The sequence below is a fragment of the Stieleria mannarensis genome (genome assembly GCF_014154935.1).
In the GTDB taxonomy this organism is placed as follows: Bacteria; Planctomycetota; Planctomycetia; order Pirellulales; family Pirellulaceae; genus Stieleria; species Stieleria mannarensis.
Genome location: NZ_JACEHH010000028.1, coordinates 38,561 through 58,989, shown reverse-complemented (window position 1 = coordinate 58,989; position 20,429 = coordinate 38,561). Strand labels below are relative to the sequence as shown.

16 protein-coding genes and 1 other RNA gene are annotated in these 20,429 nt (G+C 57.6%); 5 read left to right on the top strand and 12 right to left on the bottom strand.

Going from position 1 to position 20,429, the window contains the following annotated elements; genetic code table 11:
• Positions 1–24: 24 nt before the first annotated feature.
• On the top strand, positions 25–810 hold the full coding sequence (locus tag H1B37_RS19110; RefSeq protein WP_286177901.1) for a hypothetical protein: 786 nt from the start codon (positions 25–27) through the stop codon (positions 808–810).
• Here H1B37_RS19110 and H1B37_RS19105 read toward each other — a convergent pair.
• Together H1B37_RS19105 and H1B37_RS19100 are read right to left on the bottom strand one after the other, a co-directional pair.
• Positions 805–2,190, bottom strand: a complete 1,386-nt coding sequence (locus H1B37_RS19105; protein ID WP_182868263.1) for a phospholipase D-like domain-containing protein — start codon at positions 2,188–2,190, stop codon at positions 805–807. The genes H1B37_RS19110 and H1B37_RS19105 overlap by 6 nt on opposite strands.
• Before the next feature lie 53 nt (positions 2,191–2,243).
• Positions 2,244–3,044 carry a DUF1206 domain-containing protein gene (locus tag H1B37_RS19100; RefSeq protein ID WP_286177900.1) on the bottom strand — a complete coding sequence of 267 codons (801 nt, stop codon included), beginning with the start codon at positions 3,042–3,044 and terminating at the stop codon, positions 2,244–2,246.
• Positions 3,045–3,446: 402 nt separating this feature from the next.
• Here H1B37_RS19100 and H1B37_RS19095 point away from each other — a divergent pair, with 402 nt between their 5' ends.
• Positions 3,447–4,268, top strand: a complete 822-nt coding sequence (locus tag H1B37_RS19095; protein ID WP_182868261.1) for an EcsC family protein — start codon at positions 3,447–3,449, stop codon at positions 4,266–4,268.
• 11 nt (positions 4,269–4,279) lie between these two features.
• On the opposite strand, the gene H1B37_RS19090 is transcribed toward H1B37_RS19095, so the two are convergent.
• The 9 genes from H1B37_RS19090 to H1B37_RS19050 form a co-directional block, all read right to left on the bottom strand.
• Positions 4,280–10,264 (bottom strand): PAS domain S-box protein, encoded by a 5,985-nt coding sequence (locus H1B37_RS19090; RefSeq protein WP_182868260.1) that lies wholly within the window; start codon positions 10,262–10,264, stop codon positions 4,280–4,282.
• Between the two features lie 478 nt (positions 10,265–10,742).
• Positions 10,743–11,249, bottom strand: a complete 507-nt coding sequence (locus H1B37_RS19085) for a response regulator (RefSeq protein ID WP_182868259.1) — start codon at positions 11,247–11,249, stop codon at positions 10,743–10,745.
• A 172-nt stretch (positions 11,250–11,421) separates the two neighbouring features.
• On the bottom strand, positions 11,422–11,706 hold the full coding sequence (locus H1B37_RS19080) for a hypothetical protein (RefSeq protein ID WP_182868258.1): 285 nt from the start codon (positions 11,704–11,706) through the stop codon (positions 11,422–11,424).
• 569 nt (positions 11,707–12,275) lie between these two features.
• A complete protein-coding gene (locus H1B37_RS19075; protein ID WP_182868257.1) occupies positions 12,276–13,202 on the bottom strand; it encodes a YihY/virulence factor BrkB family protein in 927 nt (308 codons plus the stop codon).
• A gap of 49 nt (positions 13,203–13,251) precedes the next feature.
• Positions 13,252–13,428 (bottom strand): YqaE/Pmp3 family membrane protein, encoded by a 177-nt coding sequence (locus H1B37_RS19070; RefSeq protein WP_182868256.1) that lies wholly within the window; start codon positions 13,426–13,428, stop codon positions 13,252–13,254.
• Between the two features lie 127 nt (positions 13,429–13,555).
• Positions 13,556–14,575: a hypothetical protein gene (locus tag H1B37_RS19065; protein ID WP_182868255.1), complete on the bottom strand. Its 1,020-nt coding sequence runs from the start codon at positions 14,573–14,575 to the stop codon at positions 13,556–13,558.
• Between the two features lie 163 nt (positions 14,576–14,738).
• Positions 14,739–14,936, bottom strand: a complete 198-nt coding sequence (locus H1B37_RS19060; protein WP_182868254.1) for a hypothetical protein — start codon at positions 14,934–14,936, stop codon at positions 14,739–14,741.
• A 106-nt stretch (positions 14,937–15,042) separates the two neighbouring features.
• Complete coding sequence (locus H1B37_RS19055; protein ID WP_182868253.1) at positions 15,043–15,321, bottom strand: DUF5658 family protein; 279 nt, start codon at positions 15,319–15,321, stop codon at positions 15,043–15,045.
• A gap of 666 nt (positions 15,322–15,987) precedes the next feature.
• Positions 15,988–16,320, bottom strand: a complete 333-nt coding sequence (locus H1B37_RS19050; RefSeq protein ID WP_182868252.1) for a DUF4235 domain-containing protein — start codon at positions 16,318–16,320, stop codon at positions 15,988–15,990.
• A gap of 422 nt (positions 16,321–16,742) precedes the next feature.
• Here H1B37_RS19050 and H1B37_RS19045 point away from each other — a divergent pair, with 422 nt between their 5' ends.
• The 3 genes from H1B37_RS19045 to H1B37_RS19035 all read left to right on the top strand — a co-directional run bounded on the left by H1B37_RS19045 (position 16,743) and on the right by H1B37_RS19035 (position 19,842).
• Positions 16,743–17,234, top strand: coding sequence for a PA2169 family four-helix-bundle protein (locus H1B37_RS19045; RefSeq protein ID WP_182868251.1), 492 nt, complete (start codon positions 16,743–16,745; stop codon positions 17,232–17,234).
• A 47-nt stretch (positions 17,235–17,281) separates the two neighbouring features.
• Complete coding sequence (locus tag H1B37_RS19040) at positions 17,282–18,829, top strand: alkaline phosphatase family protein (protein ID WP_182868250.1); 1,548 nt, start codon at positions 17,282–17,284, stop codon at positions 18,827–18,829.
• A 260-nt stretch (positions 18,830–19,089) separates the two neighbouring features.
• A complete protein-coding gene (locus H1B37_RS19035; protein ID WP_182868249.1) occupies positions 19,090–19,842 on the top strand; it encodes a hypothetical protein in 753 nt (250 codons plus the stop codon).
• A gap of 207 nt (positions 19,843–20,049) precedes the next feature.
• On the opposite strand, the gene ssrA is transcribed toward H1B37_RS19035, so the two are convergent.
• Positions 20,050–20,421: a transfer-messenger RNA gene (gene ssrA, locus H1B37_RS19030) on the bottom strand.
• Positions 20,422–20,429: the final 8 nt, after the last annotated feature.

The following is a 20,429-nucleotide window of genomic DNA, read 5'->3' as shown; positions in this document are numbered from 1 at the left end:
CGATCACCAGCCCCGAAGTCGTCCATGCCGACCGATCCCTCAGCCGCAAAAGTTTCCCCCAAGCTTCCGCTTTGGATCAAATTGTCCTACACCGCCTTCGTTGCGGTCTTGGTTCCGTATTATTGGCACGAATACGGCCCCACAAACTTTCTCTACTTCTGCGACGTCGCTCTGTTCCTTGCGTTGCTGACGTGCTGGACCGAGCGTCCGATTTACGCATCGATGGCGGCGATCGGCATTTCCATTCCTCAGTTGCTTTGGCAAGTTGACTTCATTGGTCACGGACTCGGGTTTCCGGTTGCGGGCATGACGGAGTACATGTTCGACTCAGGCATCTCCCTGTTCGCACGCGGTTTGTCGTTCTTTCACTTCTGGTTGCCCCTGATGCTGATCTTTTTTCTCTGGCGGCTCGGGTATGATCGTCGAGCCCTGCCCGCTTGGTCAGGGCTCGCGTGGATTCTGATTTTGACCAGCTATTTCGTTCTACCGCCCGCCGGTGCCGTTCTGGATTATCCGAACCAGCCACACAACGTGAACTACGTCTTCGGGATGAACGATGCGGAGCCCCAATCATGGATGCCTCCGCAAGCTTGGTTGACCCTGCTACTCGTCGGATTGCCGACGTTCGTGTATCTTCCGACTCATCTGCTTTTTAGCAGGTTGTTTTCGGATCGTGACGCGTCTGGCATAGAACCAGATCTCCCCGATGTCGACGTTGGTGTTTTGACGGGATCGACCGATTCGTGGATTCGTCGCATTCGGAGTACACGGCGACCTTCGGATCGCATCGGATTGCACGAACGCTTATAGTTCCGACGCGAACAAACGCACCGCCGTGGCGAGCGTCGATCGGACGCTGGATCGATCGGTCGTGCCCCTCTCACAAACCTCGGCCAGATCCGCGTACCAGTCGCTGATCCGCTGAATCGTCTCGCGATCATGGACCAGCACCGACAATTCGTAGTTCAAGAAGAACGATCGGACATCGAAATTCGCCGATCCAACCAAGGCGACCAAATCATCGACGATGCCGATTTTTGCGTGAACCATCCGATCCGGGTAACGGTACACCTTGCAGCCCAATTCGATCAGGTCCTTGAAGTAGTCGAACCGAGCGTAGTCGACCGGACGAAGATCGCTGACCTGGGGCACCAATACGCGAACATCAATCCCCCGACGGCATGCCAATTCCAACGATCGCATCGCGTTGGGCGGAGGCACGAAATAGGGCGTGCAAATCCACAATCGTTCGGTCGCATGATGAATCGCGAACTGCCAATAGTCGTCTAAGATTTCCTCGGGGCCATCGGGTCCGATCGGCATGACCGTCAAACGTGACGGATCCTCGACGTCGCCCTCCCTATCGGCATCGAATTGACACTGCGAGAGTTCTTCCCCGGTTTGAAACGTCCAATCACTGCAGAAGACTGACTGCAATTGCGACGCGGCGGGCCCCTCGATCCATAAACTCAAGTCGACCCAAGTTTCGTCATCCGGGTCTTCCGTGACCTCTTCCTCGACAATGTTCGCACCGCCCAAAATCGCCCGCCTTCCATCGGCGACGGCCAGCTTTCGGTGATTGCGAAAGTTCAAGTAGGCCAGTTTCGACAGGCTGGACATCCGTTTGAAGCGCGCGGCTTTCCCGCCGGCCGCGTGAACCGCTTCAAGCTGCTCCTCCGATAGCACAAACGACCCGAAACCGTCGACCAGCAACCGAACCTGAACACCCTGACGCGCTTTTTCGCAGAGCCGGTCGACCAGCGCACGCCCCGTATCTTTTTCGTCCAAGATGAAAGTCATGACGTGAATCGTCTCACGAGCCCCATCGATCAACTCCATGAAGGCATCCCGCACCTCGCCAGGGCGACTTAGCAGTCGCACCTGGTTGGCCACCGTCGGCGGTCCGAGTCCGCGCGCGGCGAGCATTCGTTCCACCACGTCACGCAATTCGCGTTTGGCACTACCGATCGTGGGCAAATTGACCAAATCGCGTTTTTCGTGCTCCGCAGAAATCTTCCGCCCCCCGAGCCAGAGGCACAGGATCAATCCGATCGGTGGCGACAAAAGGATCAACCCCAACCAACCGATCCGCCCGATGCTGTGCCGCTGATCGTTGCGGATGATGGTCATTGCCACGATCGAGAGGAACGCGCCCGCAACGGAACTCAAATAGGCCACGATCCAGATCATGTTGTGCTCTCGATGCTCTCCGTGAAATTCGACCGCATATCATGCCAGTTCTATCATTTTACGTTGAACCTGCGATACCACCCCATCAACAGCATGTGAACGGCGTAGCACATCAGTCCGAAACCGGTGATCCCGATCAGGATTTTTCCATAGGTCTGCGCGGCAATCGCGGCCAAAGCGTCGCTCATGCCGGCGATCTCGCCGTCAGACGTCCCACGGATGGCCGACATCAAGATGAATCCGCCGATGATTGCAAACGCGATTCCTCGGGTGCTGATTCCCGTCCGGCCGGCGTGTAACGCCAGCTTGCGGGTCGTTTCACTCATCGCCGAAAGCTCATACTTCGTCATGAACTTGGCCCGGTAGGCCTTGTAAAAAAAGTAGCATGCGACCGCAACGGTGACCGCGCCCGCCAATCCCAGCGCGATGCGTCCCCACGTCGATTCGAGCAGCGGACTTGCCGCGCCGCCTTGCGATCCGTTTCCGCCCGAGGACCATCCCAAAGCCAAAGAGCCGGCGAAACACCCCAAGCTTAGATAGGCAACTCCGCTGACCGCGTACCCGATTCGCTTGCAAACGCCTTTGACACCGTTGCCAACCCCATCGGTATCCTTGCCCGCCTGAACCGCTCGCCAGGCAAAGTAGCCGAGCAGCCCGATCGCTACCAACCCCAGCAAAAAGCGTCCAAAGGGCTGTTGCCCAATCTCACGAATGGCGTCGCGAGCCCCCGCGATCTCGCCGCCGGCACCGATTGCCAGCTTGAACGCCAAAAAGCCCATGATGAAGTAGACGAGGCCCTTGGCGAAATGACCGAACCGCCCCAACGATTCGATCCACGCGGGGACTTCGGGCATCGAACGGGTCTGGAAACCATGCCAAGTTGAGCTTTGCGAATCAGATACAGAAGGATGACGGCGCTGCGCCGAGGGGCTGCTAGTCGACATGAAATGGTCTCCGCGGAAAGTGGGTAAATGCACACTGAGGCGGACTCAGGCTCTGACCCAACCCGCCGGATTGACCTCAACGCAACCATCATGCCAACCACGAACCGCGCGACGTCACTACGCCTTAAATCCGACGAATGCGATCACCTCAATCCGCGAGTTTCGTCCGCTCTCCGTTTTTCGCCGCCAATCGAGGCAAAGAGGCTCGGCACATCATTTGCCTCGGTGGTCTACAATCATCGCACGACGACCAGTTTGGCCGTTTTTCGACCGATTGATTCATCCGACAAGGTCAAGGCAGAGAGACTGAACATGAATGACGAGCTTCTTTCTGGCGCGCTGCCTGACGAAGCCACCGCAGAGCTTCGTGAGGCCAAACGAATCTTGGAACATCACGGAATCGCCGATCGACTGACCGAGCTGGTCGGGGCGCCGATTACCGCGTCGATCAAGATGTTGCCTGATGTCGCTGAGAAGACGCTGCACACCGCGATCGACCATTCCCTCCGTGTGGCCTTGGACGTCGCGCTGCGAACACTCGGCGAACACTCGGTCGAATCCAAAAAGCCGCGTCTGTTGACACACAAGTTGTTGGCGGGAATCAGCGGTGCGGCAGGCGGGGCCTTGGGCGGGGCGACGATTGCGGCCGAGTTGCCGGTTTCAACCGTCCTGATTTTACGCAGCGTGGCCGACATCGCCCGCAGCGAAGGCGAGGATCTTTCCGCTGTCGAAGCACGACTGGCCTGTTTGCAAGTCTTTGCCCTCGACCCGGGTAAAGACTCGGCAATCGACGATGACACCGAAATCGGCTATTTCGCGGTTCGAGCCGCGATGGCCAAACAGATTCGCGATGCATCGCAGCATATCGTCAAGAATGGTGTGGCGGACAAGACCGCCCCGGCCTTGGTGAAACTGATCAGCCAGATCGGCAAACGCTTCGGCGTGGTGGTCAGCGAAAAACTGGCCGCACAAGCGATTCCGGTCATCGGAGCAATCGGCGGCGCGCTGATCAACAGCTACTTCATCGATCACTACCAAGACCTGGCGCGAGCGCACTTCACGATTCGCCGGCTGGAACGGGATCACGGTGAGGCGCTCGTCCGCGAGGCCTACGGTTCGCTAACGGTGCGTTGACGCTTCGCCACTCACGATGACGTGTCGGTCTGGCGGATCATCTGACGGACCAGCCGCAACAGCTTCTTTGCGTCGATGGGTTTGGACAGGTAGTCATTGCAACCGGCCTGCAAACATTTATTCATGTCACCTTGCATCGCGTCGGCGGTCAGGGCGATGATTGGTGCGTTGTATCCGATTGCCCTCAGTTTTCGTGCCGTCGAATAGCCGTCCAACTTGGGCATTTGCATGTCCAACAGGACTAAATCGGGGCAACTGCCGTTTCCCAGGCACTCACTGACATGCTCGACGGCCAGCAGACCATCCTCGCACTCCTCGACGACCGCCCCGGCGTTGGTCAGAATTCGTTTGCTGAGAAAGCGAATCTCTCTGCGGTCGTCGACGACCAACACTCGACAGGAAAGCTCGACCGGAGCATCATCTTCCGTCGTCGCATCGTCATCACCGTCGGATCGGCTCGCGTCGTCTTGGGCCCAGTCGGAAGCGTCGACTTGGCCGGTTGCGACGCGGACCGAAAACGTGCTGCCGACGCCTTCGGCACTGCGGACCGAGATGTCGCCGCCCAACATTTCGGCCAGCCGTTGGCTGATCGCCAGCCCCAACCCGGTGCCGCCGAAATTGCGGGTCACGCTGGTATCGCCCTGGGCAAACGGACGAAACAGTCGACGAAGTTGTTCGTCGGGGATTCCGATCCCGGTATCTACCACGTCGATGTGCAATTGTCCTTCGGCGGCGACGAAACGCACTCGAATCGTCACCCGGCCCTTGCGGGTAAACTTGATGGCGTTGCCGACCAGATTGATCAGAATCTGCTTCAACCTCTTTGCGTCCGTTCGAATCAGTCTTGGTAGATTCCCGTCGTATTGGACCTCCAGTGTCAATCCACCCTCGGTCGCGCGGACTTCCATGATCCTGCGGACGTCCTCAACCAGCCGGCGCGGATCAAAACTCTCACGCTGGACATCCAACTTTCCGGCTTCGATCTTTGACAGGTCCAAAATATCGTTGATGATTTCCAACAAGTAATCGCCGTTTCGTCGAATCGTCTCGAGATACTGGTTGGCTTCCTCGTGATCGATCAAATCTCTCAACAGATCGGCGTATCCCAAGATGGCGGTCATGGGCGTACGGATTTCGTGAGACATGTTCGCCAGGAATTCGCTTTTGGATGCGTTGGCTTCGCGGGCACGACGCTCACTTTCACGCATCGCGTCGGCTTGCAAGTGTTCTTGTGTCGCATCCCAATTGACACCGTACATACTGACCACTCGTCCGGAATCGTCACACACCGTTTCGCCGACTCCAGCGACCCAGCGGATTTCGCCATCGGGACGGATGATCCGAAATTCGCTGTCATACGGCGCGACGCCATCGATCGCGTTTTGCCAGGCCTGCCTCAGTGCATCGACGTCCTCGGGATGGACCAGCGAAAAGAACAGTTCCGAACTGGCTGGTTGTGCCGAATCGATCCCCAGCAACTCGTATAACTCTCGGGTCCAAATACTTTTTGTCGGTGACCACTCCCACGCCGCCATCCCGCCGGCGCGAAGTGCCATTTCCATCCGCCGGGTGGCGGAACGTTGCTCCCGTTCGATTTTTACGCGTTCGCGGATGTCGACGCCGGACGGGATCAGGTACTCGACCTTGCCCTCGCCGTCAAAAACCGGTGCGATCATGAAATCGATCATCACACCGTCGCTGCCATAGGAAAACAGCGAGACGTCGTATCGTACGACTTCGCCGTCGAGCGCTCGGCGCATCGCGTCACGCATTTGGCGGGAAACTTCGGGGTCATAGTTCCACCAGGGTGCATCGGCGAAATGCTTTCCGAGCACTTCGTCGCGTTTCGTTCTGGCAATTTCCAACGAACGGTCGTCGACTTCCAACAGGATACCGTTGCGATCGATGACGCCGACCAGCCCGAGTTGGTTGTTGATCACGCGACGCAGATGAGCCTCGCGATCGATCAACTCCTTTTCCCAGTGTTTTCGCTGGGTGACATCGACGGCAACGCTGACCATCGCCAGCGGTGTTCCATCGGCCGCACGCGTGATTCGGCCTCGACTGAGCGTCCACAACGTGGATTGATCGGTACCACGAAGCACACGAAATTCCACCTCGTGCGTCGCACAATGACCGCTAAACGCCGACGCGATCATACCTTCCAGCCTCGACCGATCCTCCGGATGCACGACCTGCAGAAAACCGGACTTGGTCGGCTGAAATTCCTCCGGAGTGTACCCGAACATCTTGTACATCTGATCGGACCACGTGATGTGATCCGATTCGATGTCCCACTCCCATAACCCCATCCCGCCGGAATCCAATGCCAGCTGAAGACGTTGCTCACGTTGAAAGACCGCCTTTTCCGCCGCTTTGCGATCGCTGACATCGACTCCCGAGGGAATCAGATGGGTGATTTGTCCGTCGGCATCGCGTACCGGGCTGATCATAAAATCGATCGTGATGGTCGCATGATCTCCCACGCGAACGTCGGTGTCATAATGTACGATCTCGCCCGAAGCCGCCTTTTCAAACTCACTTTTCAGCCGCTCCGCCACGCGGTCGTCGTAGCTCCACCAATAACAATCCCAAAACTTCTTGCCGATCACATCTTCCCGTTTTAACCCGCCGGCCCGCAGTGCGGCGGCGTTCGCTTCGACCAGCGTCCCGTCCGGCTGCAACACGCCGACCATACTCAATTGGTGATCGATGACGCGGCGCAGATGCCCCTCGCGGTCGGCAAGGTCCAATTCTTTTCGTTTGCGTTCGGTGACATCAACGACGACACCAAAAAAATCCTCCGCAACACCATCGGTCGCCCGAACCAATCCCCGCGCACGGAGATGGCGCAAGTCACCGTTGGGCCATCTGACGGGATACTCTTCGTCATAGACCTCGCCCGTTTGGATGGCGCGTTCGATCGCCGAAGAGACGCGTCGGCGTGACGATTCCTCGATTCGGTCCATGAACTCCGACAACGCCGGTGTGGCGTCCTCGTCGAACCCGAACAATCGGTTCAGCGTCGGATTCGAAACCGGTTGACCGGTCCGCATGTCCCAGCTCCATGGAGCGATATCGGCGACCTCCAGCGACAGCTCGACACGCATCTTCGCATCGGCGAGCAGCCTTTCATCTCGCCGGCGTTCGGTGATGTCGAAAAAGGTCACGACACAGCCGATGATCTCTCCGTCTCGAATCTTCGGGTGTGACCAATACTCCGCTTCAAAGGGCGTTCCGTCGGCGCGCCAGAAGACTTCGTCATCGATGTGCATCCGTTTGCCTTCGTGGATCGCCCGGACGATCTTGCATTCGTCCTTCGGATACCGGCTGCCATCACGACGCTTGTGATGAATCACCGCATGCATGTCTTTGCCGAGCAGATCGTCCGGCGAATCGTATCCGAGCAGTCGAGCGCAGGCGGTGTTGGCAAACGTGCAGATTCCGTCACGGTCGGTGCCATAAATCCCCTCGGCGGTGGAACTCATCAACGCCGCCAGTCTGGATTCGCGTTGAACCAGGTCCGAGACATCGACAAAGGTCACAACGACACCGTCGGTCGCGCCGGCGGCCGAACGGTACGGAAGCACGCGGCGGATATAGTGCTTTCCCGACTTCGCACGAACCGTATGCTCGATGACGCCGACTTCGTCGAGTGTCGTCGGGTCGGGCAAGGGCGGCATCTGGTCAACTGACGGGACAATTTGCTCGAGCGGTCGACCGACGTCGGACGCCAACAACCCATAGATTTCCTTGATCGCCGGGGTGAACCGCCGGATCTTTAGCTGTTTGTCCAGGAAAACCGTCGCGATCTGCGTGCTGCGGAGCAGATTTTCCAAGTCGGCGTTGGCGCGGGCCAGCGCGTCGCTGCCGGCGCGGATCTGTTCTTTCGAACTCTCCAGTTCCTCATTGGCCGATTGCAACTCCTCGTTCATCGACAACAGTTCTTCGTTGGATGACTTCATCTCCTCATTGGCGGCTTCCATGTCCTGCAGCGTCCGCTCCAGATCACCACGCGTGGATTCAAGCTCGCGCTCCATCTGTGTGATGACCGCATCCGCGTCTCGATCGTCCTCTGACTCGGCGTCGGCCGACCGGTCTTGATGATCGCGGCGAATCGGTTTCCCGACATCCTGGAACACGACCAGGAACAGTTCCTCGTTCTCGCCCAATTGTGGCATCGGTTGCACCGTCAGCATGACACGCTGAATCAGCCCCCCCGTGCGTATCGAAAGATTCTTGTGAGTGACCTTGCGTCGAAACTTGGTGGCTTCATTGATGGCGCTCCGCATCGCGATCCGCAAACCCGGCGAAGCCAATTTGACGATGTGATTCTGAAAGTCGCCGCCGCCGACCGCCAAGTACTTTGACACGCCATCGGAGGAGTTGAGCACCTGACCGGATTGATCGATCACGACGGCCTGCGGTGCAAACTCGTCCAGGATGATCCGCTGCCGCAATCCATTGAGGTCGACGGTTTGATCGGGTTGTGTTTCACCGCCGCGAACCTGTCTGACCTGCCCCTTTCGCATCGTCAGCGCGTTGACCGGACCGGTCGCCGCTTCCTTTCGCTGGGAGATGCGAAATTGGTTGTCCAACGCCTCGAACAATTCACCATGCGATGAAATGGTCTCGCTCGGCCCCAAAAACAGGTATCCGAAGGGACGCATGGCGTAGTGAAAAAGCGGAATCAGCTTTTCTTGCAGGTGGGTCCCCAGATAGATCAACAGGTTTCGACAGGAGACCAGATCCTGTCGCGAGAACGGTGGATCGCCGATCAAATTGTGCTTGGAAAACAGCACACGACTCCGTAATTGCTTGCTGACTTGGTAGTGGTTGCGATGTTTGACGAAAAAACGCTCCAACCGCTCCGGGCTCACATGGTCTTCGATCCCCGTCGCATACCTGCCGTCCCTGGCGACCTGCAGCGCCCGCTCGTCGATGTCGGTGGCAAAGATCTGGAACGCCGGAGGATCTTCCATCTTGTCGGCATGTTCCAAGCAAAGCATCGCCAAAGAGTAGGCTTCTTCGCCCGTGCTGCAGCCCGCCACCCAAATACGGACCGTCTCGTTTTCCGGCTTACCGTCGAATATTTCTGGCAGCACGGTCGACGCGATCGCATCAAAGGCTTCGGGATCCCGAAAAAACGCCGTCACGCCGATCAACAGCTCTCGAAACAGCGCCTCAGCCTCTTCGTCGCTGGAACGCAATCGGCTCAAGTACTCGTCGGCGTCGGCGAGTTTGAGTAATTGGATGCGTCGTAAGATGCGACGTGTCAGCGTGCTGGTTTTGTAGTGCCGAAAATTGTGGCCGGTCACCTTCAACAGATGTTTCGTGATCAGCGGGATCGAAACGCCGATCTGCTCGTGAAGGCGGCGCAGATCATCCTGTTTTCCGCGTTCGGCGGCGTGATCGGCATACCGCCGCAACTCCGCGGCGATCTCGCCGGGACGACAGACGTGGTCGGCCGCTCCGATGGTCGCCGCACTGGCGGGCATGCTTTCGTATTTGGCCGATTGAGGATCTTGCGCAAACGTCAACCCGCCGCCGTCGCTGATCGATTTCAAGCCGACCGTTCCGTCGCTGCCGGCCCCCGACAGCACAATCCCGATCGCCCGACCGGCTTGGTCAGCGGCCAAGGACTGAAAGAAATGGTCGATCGAGGTCAGCGGACTGTCGTCGTCACCGAGTTCAACCGGACGCGCAGCACCATTTTGGATCTCCAGATACATCCTGGCCGGAGCGATATAGACACGGCCGGGTTTCAGCACACAGCGCTCGGTGATCTCGACGACGTCCAACTTTGTCGACGTCTCCAGCAATGGACCGAGAAGCGACGGCTCGGAAGGGTCACGGTGCTGAACAACCACCAACGATAGCCGGTCGCAATCTCCCAGGTGCTGCAATAATTCCTTCAGGGCTTCCAGCCCACCGGCCGACGCGCCGACACCGACAATCAACGGCCCGTCGATCAATTCATCGTGATTGTTGTTCATTCGCTACCCAGCCCCCATCTCCCTTGCCGAATCCCCGAAACCCCTCCACCTAGAGGACCTCGACCCCAACGCACGACCGTTTTGCGATCATCATCCCATGGAATCCGATTCAACCTCGCACGTCAATCACCGTTCGTTCTTCGAAAGTCGGTCGACCGGACCTTGCCCACGGATTCCCCTCCCTAACAAGTGCGTCGAAACCAATCGCTACCCGTCAACGCAATTAGAGACGAATGAGCCGATTTCGTCTCCCGGAATTTCCTAGATTTCCTATCACGACGGCAACCAAACGTGGGCAAACGCGATGAAACGCCCGATGGCACACCCCCCGGATTAGAAGCACCGAGGCCGGCATCCCAACGGAGTTGGACAACACGGGCCGCCCGCGTCCTGAGTCATGCGATCGTTTCGAGGTCCAAACGCGTCGTTTTGCTTCGACGTCAGACGATATCGACACCCATGATCAGTTGACCGCGTCTCAGTCCTTCGGCCGCAGCGAGTGATCCGAATCACCGCGCAGCAATCGGCGAAGCTTTGGAGAGATTGTCGGGCACGCGTCTAAGACTTCCTGGGGCGGCGTTTCCTTTTTTCCTCGCTCAAGAGAACGGAGTGGGGAACCGGATCCATCTGGCTGAAGGATCGCGACCACGTCTCGGAACAGACTGTCTCGGTCCAGCGGCTTGGGTGAAAACCGAATTGCGCCCACCTGCTTCGTGATGGACTCAATCTCGTCGTCCTGCAAACTGCTGATCGCAATAACCGGGACGCGTTTGACACCAGCCCCACCATACTCGCGAATCGCCCCGATCAAATCCAAACCGCTAACACCGGGCATATCGATGTCGGTGATGACCAAATCAAAGCTGTGATCCTGGACCAATTGCCACGCCTCCTCGGCTCCAGACGCAAGTGAGCACGAGAACCCCCAGTCGACGAACCATTGGTGAAGCAGTTCGCGATAGGCTCGCACATCATCAACGATCACGCATCGGCGATTGGCAAAAGGTGGTGTCAATGCATCAAACCATGAGTTTCGATTTGACACACCCCGGAGATTGAAACGCGGTCTCTACCGGGGGTGTCGCGGGCTGATAAAAACGGCCGTCGCAAATGATCTTTGCGACGGCCGGGTAGAAACGCGACGATCGAAGCTTGGATTATTCGTCGTCCTCGGGCAACGTGACATCCACGTCCGGCACCTTCACCTTGGCCTTTTCGGTGTCCACGTCAACATCCACGTCAGGAACCTCGATCTCCTTCTCCTTCATTTCAACATCGACGTCAGGCGTGTCGACGTCGTATTCGGGAAGGTTGCCGGGGTCTCCGGAAACTTCAACATCAACGTCCGGCAGACGGCCTTCCTCGGTTTGCTCAACATCACAACCGGCACTCGCGACCAGCAAGCCGACGGCACAAAACGATGCAAAAAATTGTTTCAACATGACTTTCTCTTCGAAACGGGTGAGCCACGATGTCGACAGCGGTGACTCAACGGGACGGTAGTACTTGGATCGTCGACAACTCAATCCCATGCAACGGCTGTACCAAACGCCGTACTCATTCCAAAACTTCTTGGCAGTAGCCCGGGGATCGAAGACCTCCACCGAGATCGGCTGAACCGCGTGAACGGCAACGTGTCTTGACGCGTTCGGCCTGCTTTTCACGGCAGTATCGAATCGCGTAGGTAAATTGAGCCATCGGCAGGCTGACTCCGTGGACGGTGTGAATGGTTGCGGGATACATCTGTCTTTCTCCGAATGGTTTTGATTCCAAATCGTTTTCAAGACTGACGGAGCAACCAACATGCCACTTGCATCGAATCGCTGCACGCCTTCAAAACTGTTTCAATAGAGTCCGCTCCGATCGATTGTCGACCAACGAAAAAACGCAGCCTCCAGACCCACGGTCCGACGGCTGCGTTTTTGAATCGAAATCTTTGCCCCTTTCCAGCTGTGAGGACTCCTCGCGTCGTCCACTACCTTTAATCCGAATTTTAAGACGAAAAGGGATACTAGGACGTCGTCGCCCGATCACCGCTGACCAACCGCCGCTCGACACGGACCGCGCCTTCTTCCGGTTCCAGCCCACGGCCATACACGGTGGCCCACGCCTGGGTGAACTCCGCCCCCAGTAAAAAGATCATCGATGAGTAGTAGACCCAGACCAGTAGGACTGCCAGCGATGCCGCGGCGCTTCCTAGACGGGCCGCCGGATCCGCATTTTCAAAGTAGATGCCCAGTCCGTAGCGACCCAATGAAAACAGTCCCGCAGTCACGAACGCCCCGACCGCAACATCACGCCAACCGATCTCGGCATCCGGCATGAATTTGAACATTGCGGCGAAAATCACCATCGTGACGACGAAGATGACCGCGTAGTTCAGAAACGCAACAACGGTCTCTTCCAATCCGACCCATTGACCGATTTGCGACCCGACCGCGGCCAGCACGGTGCTGACCACCATTGACACCAGCAGTAGGAATCCCAGACCGAGAATCATGCCGAGCGACAGGACACGTTTAACGACGAACGATTTGACGCCGCCTTGGTCAGGGTCCGGCTGGACACGCCACACCAGATTAAGTGAGGCCTGGACCGCGGCAACCAACCCCGTTGCACCGAATAGAATCCCGGCAAGACTGACCAACGACTTCCACCACACCCCGCCCTGCTGGCGGTTTTCTTCCAAAATGGTTGTGATTTCGTCCGCCGCTGCTTCGTTTCCGATCAACTGGCCGGCTTGGTTTTCGATCAATCGCTGCGCCTTTTCCCTTGCGACGTCTGCGTCATACGCGACCGTCATCGAATAGGTGACGATCGTTAGCAACAGATACAAAAGCGGGGGCAATGCGAAAACAGTGTAGTACGCCAACGCAGCCGCTAGCGTCGTGCAATTGTCCGTCGAAAACTGCGTGAAAGTCGTCTTGAGTAACTTCATCGGTACACCATGCTGGTTGTGCGAGACATCGTCGGGTTGCTCAAACGCCCTACAGCGTGATCGCCAGGGCGTGAACGATTCCGACGATCCAGAACCCCAACAGGGTCAAGACAATGTTCAGCCAGAATTGGCCTGAGAGACCTCTCTGTGCGAAGACGGCTGCCGGAGGAAGCAGGATCGCTAGGATGATCATCAAGAATTTGTTTTGCGTCGCGACGGTGGACATCAGGGGACTCCATAAGGTTTGTGGTGAAGTGAAACCGAGCGTTGCGTTGGCTCGATCGTTCCACATTTCCCCGATGCAGCTTCCGTACCAAACTCTGCCAACATTGATGACCTACGGAAACTGTCGACTAACGCGACAATTGAAACAGTGTCGTCGGATCGACTGGGATGGTGATCCACGGCGACTGCTGCGACGACGGTTCAGAGCGTGATACGAGCCGCATCTTTGTCATCGAAACCAAGGCGGACAGCGGAGAGGACGCCGTGGTGGGAAAGAAACTGCCGGCACTGTTGAATCCGATCAACAAACCGCCCATCGGCCCGAAGCGGTTTTCCAACCAGCCACGGTGAATCAGAATATCAGCCGGACCATTTAAAGGCACTTCCACCAGCCCCGCTGCAACCGATCGTTCATCATCCAACTCGAACGCAGGCACACCAAGCACTGCGTAAAGGGTGTCGCCGGAAGAACAGAATTGCGGCGGCTCGTTCCCCAAGATCGACTTCAACCAACCAGGCATGCTGCTCATGCGAAGCGATCCGTTCAGTGCAGCAATTTGCTTGTCGACATGCCGCTGAAAATGTTCGGCGATTCGGTCGAGCGTCCGGCGACGACTGATCCGGAGAGTCTGCTCCCGCCTCTCGGCAACACGCTTTGCCGCGACGCGTTTGGTGATGCGAGAGAACATCCGACGGCGTGTCGAAATACCTTCAGTATGACTGTTCGTGTTGCCATCGATCTCAACCGGCCCGCGGCGAATACCTTTTTCCAAATCAAACTTCAAGACGACCGACGCATCAAAGTCGGTCCAGCAACGCGAGTGCACGATAACCGGACCGTTGTACCCATTGGTCTTGCTGGACACGCGACCGGTGAAATGAATTCGGATCGCCGCCGATTCGCGACTGGGTTCCAAATCGGCTCCGAGACGCCCGGCTGTATTCGCTTTTCCGACAACATGCGTACCCAGCAACATCGTGTCGACATCCATGTTCTCATTGATGGTCGTACCGAGTTCGCGCTGGATCCAAGACTCTGACACCCGGACGATCACGCCGGAGCCCCCTGCAGGCGACTCCGCGTTGCCAAGGCCGCCACCGAACCAAGCAAAGACAAATAGCAGTAACGATTGGCTAGCGATTCTCATTGGCTCTCTCCAAAACACCCCCGGTCACTATCGCGTCAAAACTTTCCCAACACCGCCCCCAGCATTCTGAATCGCCGCGACACTCGGGCATTCCGTCATGGACGACGCGAGAGGAGTCCTCGCAGCTGGAACGAACGCTGACAAAGCCCTAGGCATTGGGGCCCTAGGCATTGGGGACACGCCCACCAATCCCCAGCGTCACCAACAGAGACTCTCGTCGAGCCCGGCCGAGTGCATGGCGATTCGCTCGCTCGGCGGGACTCCAGTTTCGACGGATGACGTTGATTTGTTCCTGAATCAAACGTTCGGTGACGTCGATCTCGTCGTCTTGCAAAACAGTCGGTTCCGTGTAATTGGACATCGTATCAGTCTCCCGCGCTAAAAGTGAGTTTTCAAATCCTGCGAAAGCAACAGCCGTGCCAATCCCCACTCACCGGCGAAGACATTCTGAAAATCGTTTCGATCGTCTAAGAGAAGTCCAGCGGGTAAAGCCACCACGCCAACGCGACACCGGTGTAAATCACAATCGAAACCAGACACCCGACCTCGGCCATCCAATGTCCGCGGCCGACGAGAAAGCCGACCATCGCGACGCTGACCATCGCTGCTTTGAAGACCCGCAAACCGGTCGCCCCATGCGCTGACAGCAGCCACTCGGCGATCGGATTCGCTTCGTGCAACACACCGGCCCGAAACGCCGAAAGCGTCATCTCCAGGTCGTACCAATTTAGAAGTGCGAGGATCAAACCGAAGCTCAGCACTCGAGAAGCGCGGTCAAATTCCGGAGTAAAACTCTCGGTTTGTGCGAAATCTGCGAACCTGAGTTTGCTATGTGTAGCTTGCACGCCTGCTTCCCCCAACGAGTACGAACGGTTCTGCTCGAACCGAACATCACTCGGGGTTTGAGACACGTCGGCTGAAGCGGTGAGTCACCGAACGCAGATGTCGTGCCAATCGGACGAGCCTCGCTTACAATGCTTCGAAGGGCGCGCCTTGAACGCCACGCTCGACGAACTCATCAAGTGCACGGACGAGAAACGAACCGCATCCTTTCGTTATCGCGAGATTCGAAACGGTTCCGATCAGCGTGACGTTGAATCCGCCGAGCAACCGGCGACGTGTTCGAGAAATCCGACACAGACCCCTTCGTGCCACCTTGCGCCGTTGTTCGACAAGAATCCAACGTGGCCTCCCGCCTGACAGTGCAGCGGATAGAGCGGGGCATCTTCTTTCCATCGGTAGTCACGAAAGGGGCTCGCCGTCACCACGGGATCGTCGGCGGCGTGAATCAGAAGGGTCGGCGTCTCAATCCGCGACAGAATCCCTTGCGTGGACGTTTCGCCATCGTAGATGCCAATCGAAGCCCCTCGCCGAGCTTTCCGGCAAGAGCAATTCGGAGATCACGAGACGATTCACCGACGGCGGTACACACCCGACGCCGTGCGTCGCGATGCGATTCGGGCGGCGCCAATGACTGCACCCGACAACGCCCCCCACAACAATGCTTCTTTCCAACTGACCGTGTGTGACGCCGGGTTCTTCGGTGGCGGCTGCCCCACCGACTTGCGCCAAACGGCCTCCAACGCCTCTCGCGTGATCAACGTGGCAGCGGTCGCCGCGGCAAACGCAACCACGGCCTCGTTGCTGGTGATCCCCGCGTTCCTTTCCGGTGTTTCGCCCAATCCGGTCGCCTGGCCGAACTTGTCACGCAGGTCTTCCAGGGGTTCGTCAATCGTATCAAGCATCGTCTTAAACTCTCCAGGTGGTGAAAGGTTGGATGTTCGCAATTCGAATGGACTCGTCGCCCCGCTCACGCCCCGAAAACGGAACTGCGGTGGAATGCGAAAACCGCTCTCGGATTTCCCGGCTGGTGACCGATGCGAACGTTGTGCCAATGGATCAACCGATCGCAATCCCACTCGGTTCTGCCGTCGACTGACTTCGAAGCGACCAGTGTGACAGATTGCCGACCAACAGAAACGCTTCGGAATGCCGTCGATTCATCAACCGATTTCCCGACAACTGGAATGCAGCCCCCACGTTGTCGAACTGCCGCTAGATCATTGACCATCCGCTACCCCGTCTTTGGCACATCGCTTGCGTCCGGTTGACCGAGAGCATTCTTTTTCCCGATCAATCCTTACCGTTGACGCTGAGTATTTAAAACATGTCGGTTGACACCAACGCGCCGCTGACGCCAGAAATGGTCGAGCGGCTTCAGGATTTAATCCAAGCGAACATCGATTCGGCGGACGGTTACCACGACGCCGCGGCACATTTGGATGACAACCGAGTTTCCGATGCATTGGTTCAGCTGAACCGGCAGCGACTTAAATTTGCATCCGAGCTGCAAACCTTTGTTCAAGCCAACGGTGTACGCCCAGTGAAAGACGGTAGCTGGCTGGCGACCTTGCACGGCGGTTGGCGAGCGTTGCAAGCCAATTTGATCGGCACGGACGCAGCGAACATCGTGCGTGAAATCCGCGAGGTCGAAGAGCTGCTTGAAAACGCCTACGACGAAACGCTGGCTCTGCTAGCTCCGACGAATTCAACCCAGCTGACCGATCGCCTTCATGCGCATCTTGATTCCATCAGATTGGACCGAGAGCGTATCGGTCGCCTCCAGCAGGATGATCCGACAAACCACAAGACCGGCTGAGGCAAAGCTCGTCGACACGGTCACTTTCCATCAACCCCTCGATTGCAATGTCCCAATCCAAACGCTGTGTGTTGTTCGTCATCGACGCGCTTTCCGAGCCCGTCGTTCGAACGTTTCTGGATAAAGCTCGGCTCCCCGCCTTGGCCACCTTGCTCCAGCAGGGCGGCTCGCTTTTGCCCTGCCTGTCAATCTTCCCTTCAATCACACCAGCAGCCACCTGCTCGATTGCGACCGGCGAATACCCGCGCTGCCACGGGATTGAGGGCGCCTGCTGGCTCGACCCGACGGGCAATGATGCGGCATATTTTGGGGACGATCTGCGGTTGGCGCTGCAAGAAGGCCTTCAAGAATACCTGCGAGATTTCGGCGATCGGCTGAACTTCGAACGACTGCAGGCTCCCCTGATCTACGAACACCTGTTCGAACAGGGGATCGAATCGGCCTGTCTCAACTACATGTGGTTTCGCGGCCCGCACGAACATTCTCGTACCACGCCGTTGACGTTGCGAATGGCCGCGGGAAGCCTCAGCGAGTCCGTTCGGGGTCCGAAGCTGTTGAAACTCGGCGACTTCGTTCACAGTTTGCCCGAAGGTGTCGAGGTGTCGGGGATGAAGACCGGGCTGCTGGGACGATACGGTTTTCACGACGAAACCACGATCGCCTGCCTGATGGGGTTGGCCGAAGCGGACGCATTGCCGCCGTTTACGCTGGCCTACTTTCCGATCAACGACGACCGCGGCCATGAAGCCGGCTTGGATGAAGCCGCAGCAACGTGTGTCGAGCGGTTCGATGAGTTTCTGGCCGACTTTGTCGAAGCGATCGGAGGGTGGGACAAGGTCGGTACGGAGTACTCGTTTGTCATCGTCGGTGACCACGGTCAAGTGCAGTGGGATGAATCGCCAAACGTGCTCAAGTTGGACGACTTGCTGAACGAATTCTCGATCGCCGACACCGGCGCAGGATTTGGGGACGATGACGAACTACTGATCTGTCCCAACATGCGGGCCGCTGCAATCTACACCGCAACAGACAGCGCTGGGCTACGCGACCGCGTGATCGAACAGCTGCTCCCCCACGACGGGATCGATCAAGTGATCTATCAAGAATCACCGGGCGACTCGATTTCTCCGCTGGTCGTCCGCACCCGCGACCGCGGTCAATTGACGTTCAGCCGAGCCGACGAGCGGTCCACCGAACTTTCGCAGACCGGAGGCGACCGCTATGGGAATCAGTGGGCGTTTCGCGGAGACCTCACCGCTTTGGACCTTCGCCTTGATGATGACAGACGACTGCATGACGGTCGCTATCCCAACCCGCTCGAACGGATTGAAGGCGCGTTCACGGGCGGCCTATCGCCCATTTGGGTCACCGCAGACCGACGATTCGAGTTTGCCATCGACGGCACCTCCACCCACGACGGCGGTAGCCATGGTTCCTTGCTGCTCGAAGACTCCACCGCAGCGGTCATCACCAGCGGCGACGTCTCGCTCGAGCGGCTCCCCGTCCCCGCCGCCCCCCGGATCGTCGATGTGATGGATCTCTGCTTGTCCCTCCTCGGCGTCTCGCGCAGCAAACTCGCGACCGCCACATCGTAAAGGGGACGGGGGTTGATTAAGCGGCAGCTGCCATTGTCGAACCAATGTCCCCAATCGTTCCTACTCAGCCGGCTCGGCTGAGAGGATTCTTTCCGGCGCCCGCGGGGCGGCCAGGGGGAACAGCTGAGGACAGCGGTTCTACTCTTTGGTGGCACCAAATTGAACGATCGGGCAGCGAATAATGGGCAAAATGACGGGGGCACAACGATCTCAGCCTGACAGAGTTTTGCCCCCGAGGGTTGTTCATTTTCCAAACCTCGGTGGCTTCTGTGGTCACACTCGACGGTTCCACGATCCAAGGCAACACCTCCACCGATGGCGCCGGCATCTTCAACGATCGCGGTGATCTGACGGTAACCGACAGCACGATTGCCGGTAACCGCGGATCCTTCGGCGCTGGCATTCTGAATAACTTTGCCAGGACCGCGCTGACCAACGTCGATCTTCTCAAAAACACGGCAAATCAAAATGCCGGTGCGCTGCTTAACTACCGCAGTGACGTCACAATCAATGACACCCTGATCCGCGGCAATCAAGCACTTGGACTCGATCCCCAATATAACTTCACCGTCGGCCGGGCCGGAGCAATCGAGAATGTCGGATTGACCTTTGGTGCGAACCTGACTGTCACGGATACGATTATCCAACAGAATTTCGCTGCCACTCAAGGAGGCGCCATCGACAACAATGGCCCGGCATCGGAACTGACCATCGTTGGTGGAAAGTTCATTCAGAACGAGGCCGGTCTTGATGGAGGCGGAATCTTCAACGACGGCGGAACGGTGAACGTCTCGGGTGTGCGTTTCAACCACAACGTTTCCGGACGAAACGGTGGTGGCATCTTTAACAGCGGCGGATCGGTCGTGATCGCGGCCAGCAATTTCTCCGGAAATAAGGCCGCCAAGAAGACCGGGCTGGGAACGGCGATCTACAGCCCCCAACTCGGTGTCCTGACGATCGATACCGATTCGGCGATCAGTCAGAACGGCGTCGCAGTTTTTGAGGAAAGCTGATCCCCATCGTTTCGCTGATGCATGACAGGCACCCGTGGGATTTCCCAGGCAAGGCATGACGCGTCCGATGAAAAACTCTTCATCGCGTTCTGCGTGGGCTCCCACCATCAAAATCCCGACCTCGCCGAAGCGAGCAACTTCGCTGGGGCTGGTGCCGGGCAAATGACAAAAAGGCTGCTTTCGATCGGATCGAAAGCAGCCTTTGATCGATGGAGGCGGAGGGAATTGAACCCTCGTCCCGCGATGCGTCCACGACGGCGTCTACGTGTGTAGTCGAGCGGTTATGAGCCGAAACTCGTTTCGCTTACCGCGGCGCTGCTCGACAGACTACGCGGCTCGCTAACTCGAATCTGATTTAACCCGCCGCGTCTCGAGTAGGACGGCGGGCGATCCAGAATTGTGACGGACTTTCAGGCGACTCTGGCAGCCCCCATCAGTCCGGGCAGCCTGTAATTAGGCAGCCAGTGCGAGATTTTCATCTGCAATTAAAAGTTTGATCAGCTTTTTACGTGGCCAACTGATCAACCACGACACGCAACCATACGCTTCCAATCATCCGGTCGAATCCAAGTCGCCCCCCTGACTGG

What these genes read in the sequence shown, in the direction of transcription:
- H1B37_RS19090 (WP_182868260.1), bottom strand. Translation starts at nt 10,264, where the DNA reads ATGAACAACAATCACGATGAATTGATCGACGGGCCGTTGATTGTCGGT.
- H1B37_RS19100 (WP_286177900.1), bottom strand. Translation starts at nt 3,044, where the DNA reads ATGCCCGAAGTCCCCGCGTGGATCGAATCGTTGGGGCGGTTCGGTCAT.
- H1B37_RS19105 (WP_182868263.1), bottom strand. Translation starts at nt 2,190, where the DNA reads ATGATCTGGATCGTGGCCTATTTGAGTTCCGTTGCGGGCGCGTTCCTC.
- H1B37_RS19040 (WP_182868250.1), top strand. Translation starts at nt 17,282, where the DNA reads ATGTCCCAATCCAAACGCTGTGTGTTGTTCGTCATCGACGCGCTTTCC.
- H1B37_RS19110 (WP_286177901.1), top strand. Translation starts at nt 25, where the DNA reads ATGCCGACCGATCCCTCAGCCGCAAAAGTTTCCCCCAAGCTTCCGCTT.
- H1B37_RS19075 (WP_182868257.1), bottom strand. Translation starts at nt 13,202, where the DNA reads ATGAAGTTACTCAAGACGACTTTCACGCAGTTTTCGACGGACAATTGC.
- H1B37_RS19080 (WP_182868258.1), bottom strand. Translation starts at nt 11,706, where the DNA reads ATGTTGAAACAATTTTTTGCATCGTTTTGTGCCGTCGGCTTGCTGGTC.
- H1B37_RS19095 (WP_182868261.1), top strand. Translation starts at nt 3,447, where the DNA reads ATGAATGACGAGCTTCTTTCTGGCGCGCTGCCTGACGAAGCCACCGCA.
- H1B37_RS19045 (WP_182868251.1), top strand. Translation starts at nt 16,743, where the DNA reads ATGTCGGTTGACACCAACGCGCCGCTGACGCCAGAAATGGTCGAGCGG.
- H1B37_RS19050 (WP_182868252.1), bottom strand. Translation starts at nt 16,320, where the DNA reads ATGCTTGATACGATTGACGAACCCCTGGAAGACCTGCGTGACAAGTTC.
- H1B37_RS19070 (WP_182868256.1), bottom strand. Translation starts at nt 13,428, where the DNA reads ATGTCCACCGTCGCGACGCAAAACAAATTCTTGATGATCATCCTAGCG.
- H1B37_RS19060 (WP_182868254.1), bottom strand. Translation starts at nt 14,936, where the DNA reads ATGTCCAATTACACGGAACCGACTGTTTTGCAAGACGACGAGATCGAC.
- H1B37_RS19065 (WP_182868255.1), bottom strand. Translation starts at nt 14,575, where the DNA reads ATGAGAATCGCTAGCCAATCGTTACTGCTATTTGTCTTTGCTTGGTTC.